Genomic DNA, 14,175 nt, shown 5'->3' on the forward strand with positions numbered 1-14,175 from the left:
AGGTCAAAAGACAATCCCTTACAGAAGGCAAAGGACGCCTTCTTTCAGGGCTCGGCTTTTGCTTGTCGCAGCTGGGCAGTCGCCTCCGCTTTTATATTTACCCGATCAAACTTTGATATATTTTTTTGGCCTTTATTTCATCGTTTGTTCCATGAATTAGGGCACGTCCATCTTGAAAGAGAATCATATGGCCATCATCAGTTTTCACCGATAGTAAATAAGGGTTTCCATTTACCTCAAACCCTGCCTTTTTCCAACGTAATGCGAGCTGCTGTAAGGAATAAGTTGTTCCTTTTGGGGGTCTAATTTGCACTGTATTTCTTCCACATAAAACAGCTGTCTTTGTTTTGGTTTCATAAGATAAAAAGGGATACTGGGGATGAGAACCGCAGGATAAGCAATCTTCGCTTTTTAATCCCCCCGCTTTTATCGCAATATGCTCATTTCGCCATAAATCAAAACTTACAAACGTTGGGCGAACCTCCTCCGTATGGCCTGTTAAGATTTTTAATGCTTCTGCTGTTTGGTAGGAGGTCACCATTTGCACAGCAGGACTAATCACCCCAACCGTATCACATGTCATCCCTTGCATAGGAATATTTTTTAATAAGCATTGTAAACAAGGAGTTTTCCCAGGTATAATCGTGTAACTCATCCCATAACTACCGACACATCCCCCATACACCCAAGGAATCTTATATTTTTGAGAAATATCATTAATGACAAATCTTGTTTCAAAATTATCTGTTCCGTCCATGATCAGATCGATGGTGGGAGCTAACTGCTCTAACTTCACAGCATCTGCATCCCCCACTATTGCTTCTATTTCAACAGAGGAATTGATTTCACTAAGTCTTTTTTCTGCGGCCACTGCTTTGGGCCACCTCATCTCTGCATCTTCCTCACTAAATAAATGCTGCCGCTGTAAGTTGCTTGCTTCTACATAATCACGGTCAATCATCGTTAATTTCCCAACACCCGATCGAACGAGCATCTCGGCAATACTAGATCCTAAAGCACCTGCCCCAACGATTAAGACGTGCTTCCTGGCTAATTGTAATTGACCTTCCTCACCAATTGGCGGAAATAGGATTTGTCTTGAATAACGTTCCATCGTAACACCCTTTTGTACTTTTTAATTTTTTAAAAAAAACAATATTTACCATTATCCACCACTAACTGGCGGAATGAAAGCAATCACATCACCCTCTTGAATCACATAATCATGTGATACAAATTCTTCATTAACCGCCGTCATCACAGAGTTCAAATTAGTGAGTCCATACTCTTCTTCAACCCTTACTTTTAAATCGGCTATGCTTTTTCCATTTCCATCTATCTCTATTTTCTCTTTTCCAACCTCTTCTTTTAAATGGGCAAAAAATAATACCTTATTCAAGTTAAATCCCCTTTCTCAGGCTTCCCTGATCGATATTCCTTTGTCCCTTGTTGATTTCCAATCCATTCTTGACCATCTTCCCAATGTTCCTTCTTCCAAATTGGTACCATCTCTTTAATTCTTTCGATCGCATAGCGGTTTGCTTCATATGCATCATTTCTATGAGGAGTGGAAACAGCGATCGCCACCGCTAGATCAGATATTTCAAGTCTTCCAATTCGATGAATAATAGCCGTGCGAGCATCTGGCCATTTTTGCGATATTTCTTCTCCGATTTGATGCAGCTTCTTCTCCGCCATAGATTGATATGCTTCATATTGTAAATAAAGAGTTCGCTTCCCTGCTGTTAACTCCCTCACAGTTCCAAAAAAAGTAACAATTGCACCCGCTTCTGGACGAATAACGGCATTCACTACATCATTTGTTTGAATCGGTTCATCTGTAATTTTATACATTTCTCGTCCCCCTCAACTTCTATTCATCATTTCTTTTGCTTTTTCATACGCTTCTTTATCATTCATATTCCAAAAAATTTGCTCAAAGTTTTGTTGCAAACAAAAAGGCAGATCACATCTATCAAATCGCATAATCTTTATTTTTTCTAAAAAGCTCTTTATTCGAAAGTTTCCATCTTCAAGTTGTGCTTTCACCTGGTCTATACAGCGGCGATGATAGGTAGCGAATAATGGATGCGGCTTTTCATCCTCATATGGGATGATGGCATCCGCTTGCGAATTATGTAATTGCTTGATCATCCATTCGCCAACTTCCCTCGTAACAAACGGCATATCGCATGCGATAAATAAATTATAATCTGATGTCGTATGTTTCAATGCGGTATAAATGCCTGCAAGTGGACCACAACCTTGATAAGGCGGTTCATCCTTAAATTGAGTAACATCCCATTCAGTATACCCATTTTCATTTATTAACAAGGCTATTTCCAAGGCAGTGGGGCGAAACTCCGATATTAATCGCTCCATTACGGTCTCATTCCCTAATGGCAATAAGGCTTTATTTCTCCCCATTCGTCTCGATTGCCCACCAGCTAAAATAAAGACTGACGCATTCATTCCATAAATTCTCCTTGCTTTATTTAATCCTTACTTTTGAATATATCTTATCCTTTCCTCATATACAAACAAGTTACTTGTTGTTAGGAAAGCGGATGCATAGAACTCAAAAATGCCACTGTCATTGGGATTTTCAAATCGGATTTTCCCTATTTGTTTTTATGAGTATATTGTTATATTCTTATAACAAAGAAAAAAGTTACTGTAGTAAACTAAAGGGGGAAATTTCATTTATGTCTATGAAAAAAGCTTTAACAATTGCCGGCTCTGACACTAGTGGCGGAGCAGGTATGCAAGCAGATTTAAAAACATTTCAAGAGCATCAAGTATATGGAATGGTGGCGTTAACAACGATTGTGACAATGGATCCGAATAATTGGTCACATAGTGTCCATCCCATTCCACTTTCTACTCTTGAAGCACAATTAGCAACAGCTTTCTCCACTGAAATTGATGCAGTGAAAACGGGAATGCTCGGATCAGTAGAAATTATTGAACTTGCTGCAAAAGCGATTAAAAATTACAAATTAAATAAAGTGGTAATTGACCCTGTCATGGTATGTAAAGGGGAAGCAGAAGTTCTTCATCCAGAAACCGTAGATGCAATGAGAGATTTATTATTGCCACAAGCAACCATTGTAACACCAAACTTAATTGAAGCACGCCATTTGGCACAAGTGGCCCCACTTCGCACCATTGAAGATATGCAAGAAGCAGCAAAGAAAATATATGACTTTGGTGTTCAAAACGTTGTCATTAAAGGTGGAACCCGATTACAACATGAAAGAGCCATCGATCTATTTTACGATGGAAAAGATTTTACGATATTGGATGCGGAAAAAATTGATACAAACTATAATCATGGTGCTGGTTGTACGTTTGCTGCTGCCATTACAGCCAATTTAGCTAATGGGCAAACGGCGAAAGAAGCTGCAGAAAATGCTAAAACCTTTGTCCATGCCGCAATCCGCCATGCGTTTCCATTAAATTCATTAGTTGGCCCGGTCATGCATGGTGCCTATAATATATTCCATACAGAAAACGAATAAAAAATCATTCATCAAAGGGGGTCTCATTTGCGAAGGAGACCCCTTTTTAAAAGGATCCCAAAATTTACGACATTCACCTCTCCCGCTATTCCCTCAATAAAGCATGGACTTCGCATTCATTTTATAATTTTAGTAAAATAAAAACAGAAAACACTTGTAGTACTCTGAGGAGGACATTTTTTATGGAGCCAATTGTGAAGGAAAAGGTTCAATCTTATTTAAATCAATTTGCTAAAGAAGATGTATTTATTCATTTAGAAACAACAAATGGAGCCTATGCTGCTCATTTCAATGAACAATTTTTCTCAGCAGGGGCCTATATCCGAAATGCAAAAATCCAATATGAGCATGGAAAAATTGTTGGAGAAGGTCCTTTCCGTGTCGGTTTAAAATTAGAAATTGGCTGGGTCTATGCGGAAGGATTAACCCATTTTGAAATAGATGATTTAGGTCGATTTTTAATGGCTGGTCATGACTATGATGGAAAGTTAGCTGTTGCCTTGCAAATAAGCCGGACACCATTTGAATAATACCCCCCAAGAAATCGCAAAGAATTGAAGGGAGAATGAAAGATGAAGATTGAAAAAGAACGACAAGTCCTCGTTATTTTTCCACACCCTGATGATGAAGCTTTCGGTGTCTCAGGCACCATTGCCAGCCATATAGCGAACGGGACACCTGTCACATATGCTTGTTTAACACTAGGGGAGATGGGAAGAAATCTTGGGAATCCCCCTTTCGCCACTCGTGAATCTCTGCCACTCATTCGAAAAAAAGAGTTACTAGCAGCAGCAAAAGCAATGGGAATTAAAGATTTAAGAATGATGGGTTTACGTGATAAAACGATTGAATTTGAAAGCGATGAGAAGATGACAAAGTTAGTCTCAGACTTAATACAAGAGCTTCATCCATCGCTCATCATTACCTTTTATCCAGGTTATTCTGTCCATCCAGATCATGAAGCAACAGGACGTGCCGTCGTTAGAGCGGTGAGACAACTAAAAGAAAGCCAACGTCCAAAATTACATTGTGTCGCCTTTTCCAATAATTGCGAACAAGAACTAGGAGAACCTAATTTCATCTATGATATTTCCGCTTTTAAAGAGCAGAAATTGGGCGCCATGAAAGCTCATATTTCCCAAACTGCCTGGTTGCTAAAAGAATGGGAGCAGGGGCTCAAACAACAAGATCCCGCCATCATCCAAAGAATTTTCTTTGAACGGTTTTGGAGCTATCAATGGGAAAGGGATGCTGTTCAATAACAGGATAAGTCATTCAAGATCTGCATAAAATCGAGGAAATAGTGCAAATATTCATGGGGAATGTGAAAGTGCATGGGAAATACGTAAATCACAAGAAGAATTCCCACATCCACAAAGAACATGACAATTCAAAAGTAAAAACAATAGGGAGCGCCAAATATTTTGGCGCTCCCTCTCCATCATTCCTATCAAATTGTTCATTCATCGACTTTTCGGTAGCCACTCCAACTTCCCTCAATATTTTTTAATGTGTCATGCATTTTAAAGAAAACAATTAATAGCTCACAATAGACTCGTGTAAGCAAAGGACCTGCAACCATTGTCACTAAACCGGATAAAACCGCCATTCCACCACCAAATGGAGCAGCTATCCCTGCAAAAATAATTGCCAACCCAGAAATAACAGAAAAAATAACCCCAATCCAAAACAATAGCTTAATCAATGTCGGGGTAATCATAGTGTCAAAGTTCAAAAAACGATTCACATTTTTCTCCCCTTTCTAGTAGAAATATAAAGACACCATTAGCTTATGAGGAGAAAATGGTAGTTAGAACGATTTTGTACATCTTGTAAATTTATCCCGCCTTAACGGGCAATAAAACCTCCACCTCAAAATGATTTGGAAATAAAGAAGATAAGTGGACGATCACTGCCCCTAAAGGTCCGATAAGTTCAACTAACTTTCAGTGGGGGATGAAGAAAATCCCTACTAAATGAAGTTTCACTTTATCAGAAACAAAAAAGAGGTAGTGGCAATAGAGCAGAGCTATAATTATTAGCTCCACCCTTTCTTACCCCCTAAACAATTAGATTAATAAATTAAATAAAAACGGGTCATGATTAATTTCAATATAAGGAAAACCTTTCAGATTCATCCGTTCAATCAATGGATAGTAATCCTCTCGATGTTTCAACTCAATTCCAACGAGAACAGGACCTTTATCGCGATTATTTTTCTTCGTATAATCAAATCTTGTCACATCATCATCTTTTCCTAAAACTTCATGCATGAATTCACGTAATGCCCCAGCGCGTTGCGGGAAGCTGACAATAAAATAATGCATTAACCCTTCATAAATTAAAGACCGTTCCTTAATTTCTTGCATCCGACCGATATCATTATTTCCTCCGCTTAATACGCAGACAATATTTTTTCCTTTAATTTGATCTTTATAAAAATCAAGAGCTGCAATTGGAAGAGCTCCTGCTGGTTCTGCCACAATCGCATTTTCATTGTATAGCTTTAAAATCGTTGTACAAACCTTACCTTCTGGGACAATGACGATATCGTCTAATAAATCTTTACAAATATCTAATGTAATATCACCTACTTGTTTCACCGCTGCCCCGTCTACAAAAGGATCAATTTTATCTAAGGCCACTACTCGATCTTGTTCAATAGATGTTTTCATTCCTGAGGCGCCCTCTGGCTCTACCCCAATTATCTTTGTGTCCGGACTAATGCTCTTTACATATGAACTGACTCCAGAAGCCAAGCCACCGCCACCGATAGCGAGGAAAACATAGTCAATCGGCTCCTGACTGTCATTCATAATTTCAATTCCTACCGTTCCCTGACCAGCAATCGTTCGATAATCATCAAAAGGATGAATAAATACCATATCCTCATTTTTGCAACACTCGCACGCCTTCGCATAAGAATCATCAAATGTATCGCCTGTTAAAATCACTTCCACATTTGCTCCGCCAAATAACTTCACTTGTGAAACCTTCTGTCTTGGAGTCGTCGATGGCATGAAAATTTTTCCTTGGATCCCAAGATGTTGACAGGAATAGGCAACCCCTTGTGCATGATTGCCGGCACTTGCACATACTACCCCTTTTTCTCTTTCTTCTTCTGATAAACTATGAATAAAATGATAGGCTCCTCTTAATTTAAATGATCTTACAATTTGTAAGTCCTCCCGTTTTATATACACATTACAACCATATCTTTGTGATAAAAGTTCATTTTTCTGTAAAGGTGTTTTCACTACTACATCTTTTAATGCTTGATTAGCTACAACGATGTCTTCAACTTTTACCTTTGCGAGTGCTTTACTCATTTTTACGCCCCTAACTTTTTTGAATTTTGAGAATAATTTTATCATACTACAGATGATGTTCAAATAGTTAAAATCAATGATAACGATTACATTATAAAAAAAGAAAAAGGGAGCTATGCAATGGGTGTGTATCCCCCTTTATATGGAAATAATTTTAATTAAAAATATCAAGTCGCCTCCCTATTTCCCCCTAAAGTTGTGTATTCCCATTATTATATAGTGGAAAATCACCATGTCGCAATTCATCTATTTTTCAAATAAAGAACAATATAGTTTACGGAATATTTTGTATTATTTTAAATTGAAAAAACAATAGATTTTTATATATATTTGTATTAAAATTAATAATCATTAATAATTATTCGGTTATTATGTATTGTTTATCGAGGTGATATAAAATGAATCATAGCGAAACAAAAGTATCATTTAAAAATATATTATTATTTATTATTCCATCTCTTATTGGGATTACCCTTTTTATGATTCCGATTCCTTTAAAGGATGGAGTAACCATTCCCATTGCGATCTTTTCAGGATTTTTGCAGAAGGTTTTAGGTGATTCGATCCCAGCAATCATGACGTTTATCATTTTGTTAACGATATTCGGGTCAATTGTCATCAAAGTATTTAAACCAAACTTTCTAATGAAGTATCCTTTTCTCATTGCATTATTCGATGTTTCCCCTATTTGGTTTCTGATTCGTCTCCTTGGAGCGATTTTTGCCATTATGACGTTTTATAAAATTGGGCCTGAATGGGTTTATGCAGATTCTACAGGTGGTACTTTGTTATTTGACTTGCTCCCTATACTGTTTTCTGTGTTTTTATTTGCGGGAATGTTTTTACCGCTACTGTTAAACTTTGGACTACTTGAATTTTTCGGTGCTCTGTTAACAAAAGTGATGCGACCGTTATTTAAATTACCCGGTCGTTCTTCGATTGACTGTTTAGCTTCTTGGATTGGGGATGGGACGATCGGGGTTTTACTTACAAGTAAACAATATGAACAAGGATTTTACACTAAAAAAGAAGCAGCGATTGTAGGTACTACTTTTTCTGTTGTGTCCATTACCTTTAGTTTAGTTGTCATTTCTGAAGTTGGATTAGCAGATTATTTTGTTCCATTTTATTTAACTGTTACTTTTGCAGGGATTGTGGCAGCAATCATCACACCTAGAATCCCTCCGCTATCAAGAAAAGAGAATTCGTATTTTAATGGAAAAGAAGCTAGCAAAAACCCAGATGAAATTCCTGCTGGATACACATCGGTAGGCTATGGATTCAAAAAAGCACTGGAACAAGCGGAAAAAAACAAACATATTACAGCTGTTATTCAAGATGGAGTAAAAAATGTGTTAGATATGTGGATGGGAGTAGCCCCTATCGTCATGGCGATGGGAACTTTAGCTTTAATCATCGCAGAACAAACGCCGATATTTCAATGGCTTGGCGCTCCATTTGTACCAGTGTTAGAACTTATGCAAGTTCCTGAAGCTCAACAAGCATCCCAAACGATTATTGTTGGGTTCGCAGATATGTTTCTACCTGCTATCATCGGATCTGGAATAGAAAGTGAATTAACAAGATTCGTCATTGCTTGTCTCTCTGTTTCACAATTGATTTATATGTCCGAAGTTGGTGGGTTGTTATTAGGATCAAAAATCCCAGTCAATATGAAAGATTTATTTTTCATCTTTTTAATTAGAACGGTGATTACTTTGCCAATTATTGTCCTAATTGCCCATTGGATTTTTTAGAACAAAAGCGGATGCACCTTGACCATCGACGTACGGATTTCGCAAGTTTAGACTGAGATAAAGGAAACAAAAGCGAGGTAGTCCACGAGCTGATGTTGACTTATCGGAGGGAGAAAATGGGGGAATTCGCTAGACGTTTTAAAGGGTGATCCACAGTTCTAAATTTTAAGTTTTCCAACCAAAAGAAAAGCCTAACGGAAGCTAATCTTCTCCGTTAGGCTTTTTTCTATTAAACCGCTTCTCGCGTTCCCTCTTGTAGTTTTTGCAACATATCTTTGGTCATTTTTGCTAAATCATATTGAGGTTGAAACCCCCACTCTTTTTGAGCTACTGCACAATCAATCGAGTTTGGCCAACTTTCGGCGATACTTTGTCTAACAGGATCGACATCATACTGTAGTTTGAAGTGTGGAATATGTTTTCGAATTTCCGTTGCAATCGTTTCAGGTGCCACACTCATGGCAGTAATATTAAACGCATTTCGATGTTGAAGTTGACTTCCATCAGCTTCCATTAACTGAATAATTGCTTGTAACGCATCTGGCATATACATCATATCCATATAAGTACCCTGACCAATGAAAGATGTATATTGCCCCTTCTTCACGGCATCATAATAGATTTCAACAGCATAATCAGTCGTTCCTCCACCTGGTGGGGTTACATAGGAAATTAATCCAGGAAAACGTACGCCACGAGTATCGACCCCAAATTTGTGGAAGTAATAATCACAAAGTAACTCACCTGATACTTTATTTACACCATACATCGTGATAGGACGTTGAATCGTATCTTGTGGTGTTTGATCTTTGGGTGTTGAAGGGCCAAATGCACCAATGGAACTCGGTGTAAAAAATTGACATTGTAGTTCACGAGCAACTTCCAATGCATTGATAAGCCCACCCATATTCAAATTCCAAGCTAATAACGGCTTTTTCTCAGCTGTTGCGGAAAGCAAAGCCGCTAAGTGCATAATCGTGTCCACTTCATATTTCTTTGCTAATTCAAACATTTTTTGACTATCTGTCACATCTAAAGTTTCAAATGGACCGCAATTTGTCACATGATTATCAAGCTTACGAATATCCGTTGCAATCACTTGGTCACGACCATATTCATTTCTTAACTTCATCACAAGTTCGGAACCAATTTGACCTAAAGCACCGGTTACCAAAATCTTTTTCATTTAAAATTCCCCCATATCTTTCATTCTTGATGTCAATGAAAAAAGACTGTGTATTTTTTTAAAATGAGATGTTGCTGTTTGTTGTTCATCTCCCACATAGCATCTGTTCTGTCGATGTCTTTCGCAAAAAATAGCTTCCTCTTTTTAGGCTTTTCTTGATTTGACTATTTCCCACGCTCTTTTGATCATTTCCCAAGAGGTTTTGAACTACTTATCGGCTTTTTTGCGCTTATTCACTGTGTATTTGAACATTTTCCATTATATATGCATATTTCCCGCACTTTTTTGCACCACTTCTCAAAAAGGATTAAATAATCCCCATTTCCTTCCCTACTTTTCCATAAGCCGCTAATGCCTCATCCAGCATTTCCTTCGTATGAGCTGCAGTCGGCATATTACGAACTCGCCCTTTACCTGCTGGAACGGTAGGAAATACAATCGACTTGGCATAGACACCTTCTTCGTATAATCGCTTACTAAATAATTGTGTCTTCTTCTCTTCCCCAATAATGCATGGAGTAATGGGAGTCTCGCTATTTCCGATGTCAAATCCTAATTTTTTCAATCCTCGTTTTAAATAATCACCGTTTTTCCAAAGTTGATCATGAAGTTCTGTGCTTTCCATTAGTAGTTGAAGGGCACAAATAATCGCCCCAGTATCCCCAGGCGTTAAGGCTGTTGAAAATAAAAATGGACGTGAACGCACTTTTAACCAATCAATTAATTTTTTACGCCCTGCCACATATCCTCCAACCACACCAATGGCTTTAGACAATGTTCCAATTTGGAAATCAATTTTATCAGACAGGCCAAAATGTTTGACCGTTCCAGCCCCTTTTCCAAGAACACCTGAACCATGGGCATCATCCACATATGTGATCAAATCATATTGTTCGGCAATTTCTATGATCTCTGGAAGTTTCGCAATATCGCCATCCATAGAAAAGACTCCGTCTGTAATCACCATGACTTTGTTATATTGACCAGATTCTGTCGCTTCTTTAGCTTTCATCCGCAAATCATCCATATCAGAGTGATTGTAACGAATAATTTTCGCTTTTGATAATCGGCAGCCATCAATAATAGAGGCATGGTTTAACTCATCGGAAAGGATCGCATCATGTTGATCCATTACAGCTGAAATGGCGGCCATATTACAGTTAAAACCAGATTGATAAGCAATGGCCGCTTCTGTCCCTTTAAATTCCGCTAATTTTTCCTCCAATTGAACATGAATGTCTAATGTACCATTGATGGTACGAACGGCTCCCGCACCGACTCCATACTTTTCAATTGCCATAATAGCGGCTTGCTTCATCCGTTCATCAGTTGCAAGGCCTAGATAGTTGTTTGAAGATAAGTTGATTAATCGTTTTCCATCTATTTGAATGATTGGACCATTGGGACCTTGTACCGGATCAATTTCGTTATATAATCCTTGATTTCGTAATTCATTTAAGTTTTTTGTTAAAAACTGAACTAATGTTTTACTAGACATATCCCTACCTCCTATATGTTGACAAATGTCCTTACTACAAAGACACAAATAATTCCATTTGTGCATTACTTAATAAGATTATACCACAATAGGTCCTAAATGTTTATATGTGGAGGACATCTTTTTTATTCCCCCAAAAAAATTAGTTTTTTAAGACGACAAATGGCTCACAAAATGGCGATTATTCATGACCAAAATAGACCCGAGTTTTATTCTTTCTGTTAGAAATTTTTGAATTAATCGGCACACATGATTTTTCATTACAAGGAAATGTTTGTATAATGTGAAGAGGACTATTAAATGGAGGCATTCTGTACTTATGACGAAAAAAAGATGGTTTCAATTAGGTGTAGCAATCATCTTCCTATTGATTATTATTAAACTTTTTAGAGAGATTAATGATTTGCTACACCCACTGCTTGTTTTAATTCAAACAATATTTTTACCGTTACTCGTTTCAGGTGTTTTATTTTACATATGCCGGCCGATTGTTAAAAAGTTAGAATCATGGAAAATTCCAAGATCCCCAGCGATTTTACTTGTATTCTTGCTTTTGATTTCCTTCTTATGGATTTTGATTACGATCATTGGTCCGGTATTGGAGAAACAGTTTTTGCGATTGGTGAAAAATATCCCTGCTATGGCAGAAACGATTGAAAGTGGGGTTAATTACATCATAGCTAATCGGGAAAGATTACCTGATTTTGCTATGGAATCCATTCAGAACTTCGCTAGCAATTTTGAAAATATTGCTGTTTCCCTTGGAAGCTGGGCCTTCTCATTCGTGCAGAGTCTATTTGGGGTAGTCTTTATCCTCATTCTTGTTCCATTTTTCCTTTTCTATATGTTAAAGGATCGTGAAAAATTCGTTCCCTTTATTGCGAAATTCTTCTCAGAAAAGAATCGACCTTGGGTTAAGAATACATTAAAGGATATCGACTATACATTAACAGCCTATATACAGGGGCAATTATTTGTTAGTTTTTGTGTCGGGGTCATGTTATATATTGGGTATTTAATCATTGATTTAGATTATTCCCTTATCCTTGCCTTTTTCGGGATGTTAACAAACGTCATCCCTTTTCTAGGCCCATATCTCGCCGTAACCCCCGCCATATTCGTTGCATGGATTCAGGAACCACAAATGGTTCTATACGTTGCGATTGTGATGCTCGTGGCTCAGCAAATTGAAAGTAATTTAATCTCGCCAAATGTGATGGGAAAAGCTTTGAATATTCACCCGCTTACCGTAATTTCCTTAATTTTAGCTGCGGGAAATATCGCCGGAATCTGGGGAATTATTTTGGCTATTCCTACATATGCCGTAGCCAAAACCGTCATAATTAATATATATAAGCTAAGAAACAAAATAAAGGAAGCTGCCGTGAAGGAAGTATAATTTTTAGAGGATGCAGGAGGATGTTTCGAAGTGCTTTCGAGACATCCACTGCTTTGTTTTTTAGCTTTTGGTTATTTCTAGGGGGATATGACTATTTCCTATGTACTTTCGCACTGTTTCCGATTCGGAATTATAGTAATTACACATTTTCCTGAGTTTATCCCGACTTAACGGGCAGTAAAACCTCCACCTCAAAATGATTTGGAAACAAAGAAGATAGGTAGAGGATAACTGCCCCTAAAGGTCCGATAAATTCAGGGGGATGAAGAAACCCCCACCGAATGAAGTTTCACTTTATGCTTATTTTCCACGTTTTTTGTATATAAACTACTTATTCAGAATGCTCCTTCTCATCACATTCAAAACAAAGTAATTTTCCATTTTCTTTAACTCCGTTCAAAAACCCATCTAAACAATAAATTTCCTTATGACAATGATCACAATTTCCGACAAGTTCCCTCAATAAATCTCCTCCTTACGAGATATTTACCAAAACTAAAATGAACGACAAATGGGGAAAATAAATAACACCATGAATTAGGGAAAAATATTATCTTATCTATAGAAATTCCCTTTAAAATCGAAATAATCCTTCTATTATTCCTCATCTTTCTTTATTATTTTTAATGTAGGGGGAACTTAATATGACGTTTTGGATTAAAAAATCGTTGGTTTTGCTCATGATGGCTGGGCTTATTTATTATTGTTATCACTTACTCTATAAAAACGATCTAGTACGTTCACAGAATTATCCAATAGATGAAACACCAACCGTATTTGTTCATGGATATAAAGGGACTTTTAATTCCTTCAATTCCTTATTAGATCGATTTGAGAACCAATATAAATGGGGAAAAAGGGGGTTAATTTGCAAAGTCACTAAAAAAGGAAAGGTTATGATCACTGGGGAGTTCCCTAAAGATGGGGATCGTCTTTTCATTCAGGTCGTATTTGAAAATAATCGTGCAACTTTTAAAGATACAAGCTTATGGCTTTCAAAAATAATGCGAACATTAAAGGAGCATTACGGGATCAATAAAGTGAATATCGTAGGCCATTCAATGGGTGGAATTGTTTCAACACAATATATTCAAACCTATAAAAATAAACATTACCCCAAAGTGGAAAAATTTGTGACCATTGGAAGTCCTTTTCTAGGAATTTCACGAGAATCTTATTATAAAGTAAATAGCGGTGCATCCGTTCGTGATTTAAGACCACAATCAAAAGCTCTTAAAGCGATTCATCAACAAAAGCTTCCTTCTTCCATTCATGTACTTTCTATAGCCGGAAAAGGGGATCAAGTCGTTTCTGTAAGAAGCGCATTAGCCTTAAAGAAACTTGCTCCAAAAAAGAAATATAAAGAAGTAGTGATTGAGGATCTAGCCATTCATCATAGCGGTCTACATGAAAGCCAAGAGGTCGATCAACTAATAGGAGATTTTCTTTGGAACCAATAATGAGAATGTCCCGAAAGCAAAGAAC

15 protein-coding genes are annotated in these 14,175 nt (G+C 37.4%); 6 read left to right on the forward strand and 9 right to left on the reverse strand.

What is annotated here, in order from left to right; all coding sequences use genetic code 11:
* Positions 1–97: 97 nt before the first annotated feature.
* Genes J2S13_RS08490 through mobA form a run of 4 tightly spaced genes read right to left on the reverse strand, consistent with a single transcriptional unit; the run spans position 98 to position 2,472 of the window.
* Positions 98–1,114, reverse strand: coding sequence for a thiazole biosynthesis adenylyltransferase ThiF (locus tag J2S13_RS08490; RefSeq protein WP_307257306.1), 1,017 nt, complete (start codon positions 1,112–1,114; stop codon positions 98–100).
* 51 nt (positions 1,115–1,165) lie between these two features.
* Complete coding sequence (moaD, locus tag J2S13_RS08495) at positions 1,166–1,399, reverse strand: molybdopterin converting factor subunit 1 (protein WP_307257307.1); 234 nt, start codon at positions 1,397–1,399, stop codon at positions 1,166–1,168.
* Positions 1,396–1,854, reverse strand: a complete 459-nt coding sequence (locus J2S13_RS08500) for a molybdenum cofactor biosynthesis protein MoaE (protein WP_307257308.1) — start codon at positions 1,852–1,854, stop codon at positions 1,396–1,398. Before J2S13_RS08500 ends, moaD begins: the two co-directional genes overlap by 4 nt.
* 12 nt (positions 1,855–1,866) lie before the next feature.
* A complete protein-coding gene (gene mobA / locus J2S13_RS08505) occupies positions 1,867–2,472 on the reverse strand; it encodes a molybdenum cofactor guanylyltransferase (protein WP_307257309.1) in 606 nt (201 codons plus the stop codon).
* 233 nt (positions 2,473–2,705) lie between these two features.
* Between mobA and pdxK the strand changes: the two genes are divergently transcribed.
* The 3 genes from pdxK to bshB2 all read left to right on the forward strand — a co-directional run bounded on the left by pdxK (position 2,706) and on the right by bshB2 (position 4,783).
* Entirely contained in the window at positions 2,706–3,521 is an 816-nt protein-coding gene (gene pdxK, locus J2S13_RS08510) for a pyridoxine/pyridoxal/pyridoxamine kinase (RefSeq protein ID WP_307257310.1), read from the forward strand.
* 182 nt (positions 3,522–3,703) lie between these two features.
* Positions 3,704–4,051 (forward strand): YojF family protein, encoded by a 348-nt coding sequence (locus J2S13_RS08515; RefSeq protein ID WP_307257311.1) that lies wholly within the window; start codon positions 3,704–3,706, stop codon positions 4,049–4,051.
* A gap of 48 nt (positions 4,052–4,099) precedes the next feature.
* Positions 4,100–4,783: a bacillithiol biosynthesis deacetylase BshB2 gene (gene bshB2 / locus J2S13_RS08520; protein WP_307257356.1), complete on the forward strand. Its 684-nt coding sequence runs from the start codon at positions 4,100–4,102 to the stop codon at positions 4,781–4,783.
* A gap of 197 nt (positions 4,784–4,980) precedes the next feature.
* On the opposite strand, the gene J2S13_RS08525 is transcribed toward bshB2, so the two are convergent.
* Positions 4,981–5,268, reverse strand: coding sequence for a DUF4282 domain-containing protein (locus tag J2S13_RS08525; RefSeq protein WP_307257312.1), 288 nt, complete (start codon positions 5,266–5,268; stop codon positions 4,981–4,983).
* Positions 5,269–5,590: 322 nt separating this feature from the next.
* Positions 5,591–6,850: a threonine ammonia-lyase IlvA gene (gene ilvA, locus J2S13_RS08530; RefSeq protein WP_307257313.1), complete on the reverse strand. Its 1,260-nt coding sequence runs from the start codon at positions 6,848–6,850 to the stop codon at positions 5,591–5,593.
* 398 nt (positions 6,851–7,248) lie between these two features.
* Between ilvA and J2S13_RS08535 the strand changes: the two genes are divergently transcribed.
* Positions 7,249–8,607: a YjiH family protein gene (locus J2S13_RS08535; RefSeq protein ID WP_307257314.1), complete on the forward strand. Its 1,359-nt coding sequence runs from the start codon at positions 7,249–7,251 to the stop codon at positions 8,605–8,607.
* A gap of 229 nt (positions 8,608–8,836) precedes the next feature.
* Here the strand turns inward: J2S13_RS08535 and J2S13_RS08540 are convergent, their stop codons facing one another.
* Together J2S13_RS08540 and J2S13_RS08545 are read right to left on the reverse strand one after the other, a co-directional pair.
* Positions 8,837–9,793, reverse strand: coding sequence for an L-threonine 3-dehydrogenase (locus J2S13_RS08540; RefSeq protein WP_307257315.1), 957 nt, complete (start codon positions 9,791–9,793; stop codon positions 8,837–8,839).
* A 307-nt stretch (positions 9,794–10,100) separates the two neighbouring features.
* Positions 10,101–11,291, reverse strand: coding sequence for a glycine C-acetyltransferase (locus J2S13_RS08545; RefSeq protein ID WP_307257316.1), 1,191 nt, complete (start codon positions 11,289–11,291; stop codon positions 10,101–10,103).
* Between the two features lie 319 nt (positions 11,292–11,610).
* Between J2S13_RS08545 and J2S13_RS08550 the strand changes: the two genes are divergently transcribed.
* Positions 11,611–12,690: an AI-2E family transporter gene (locus tag J2S13_RS08550; protein ID WP_307257317.1), complete on the forward strand. Its 1,080-nt coding sequence runs from the start codon at positions 11,611–11,613 to the stop codon at positions 12,688–12,690.
* Between the two features lie 331 nt (positions 12,691–13,021).
* Here the strand turns inward: J2S13_RS08550 and J2S13_RS08555 are convergent, their stop codons facing one another.
* Positions 13,022–13,153, reverse strand: a complete 132-nt coding sequence (locus tag J2S13_RS08555; RefSeq protein ID WP_307257318.1) for a hypothetical protein — start codon at positions 13,151–13,153, stop codon at positions 13,022–13,024.
* A gap of 181 nt (positions 13,154–13,334) precedes the next feature.
* On the opposite strand from J2S13_RS08555, the gene J2S13_RS08560 reads away from it, so the two are divergent.
* Complete coding sequence (locus tag J2S13_RS08560; RefSeq protein ID WP_307257319.1) at positions 13,335–14,150, forward strand: alpha/beta fold hydrolase; 816 nt, start codon at positions 13,335–13,337, stop codon at positions 14,148–14,150.
* Positions 14,151–14,175: the final 25 nt, after the last annotated feature.

The sequence above is a fragment of the Oikeobacillus pervagus genome, from assembly GCF_030813365.1.
Taxonomy (GTDB): domain Bacteria; phylum Bacillota; class Bacilli; order Bacillales; family DSM-23947; genus Oikeobacillus; species Oikeobacillus pervagus.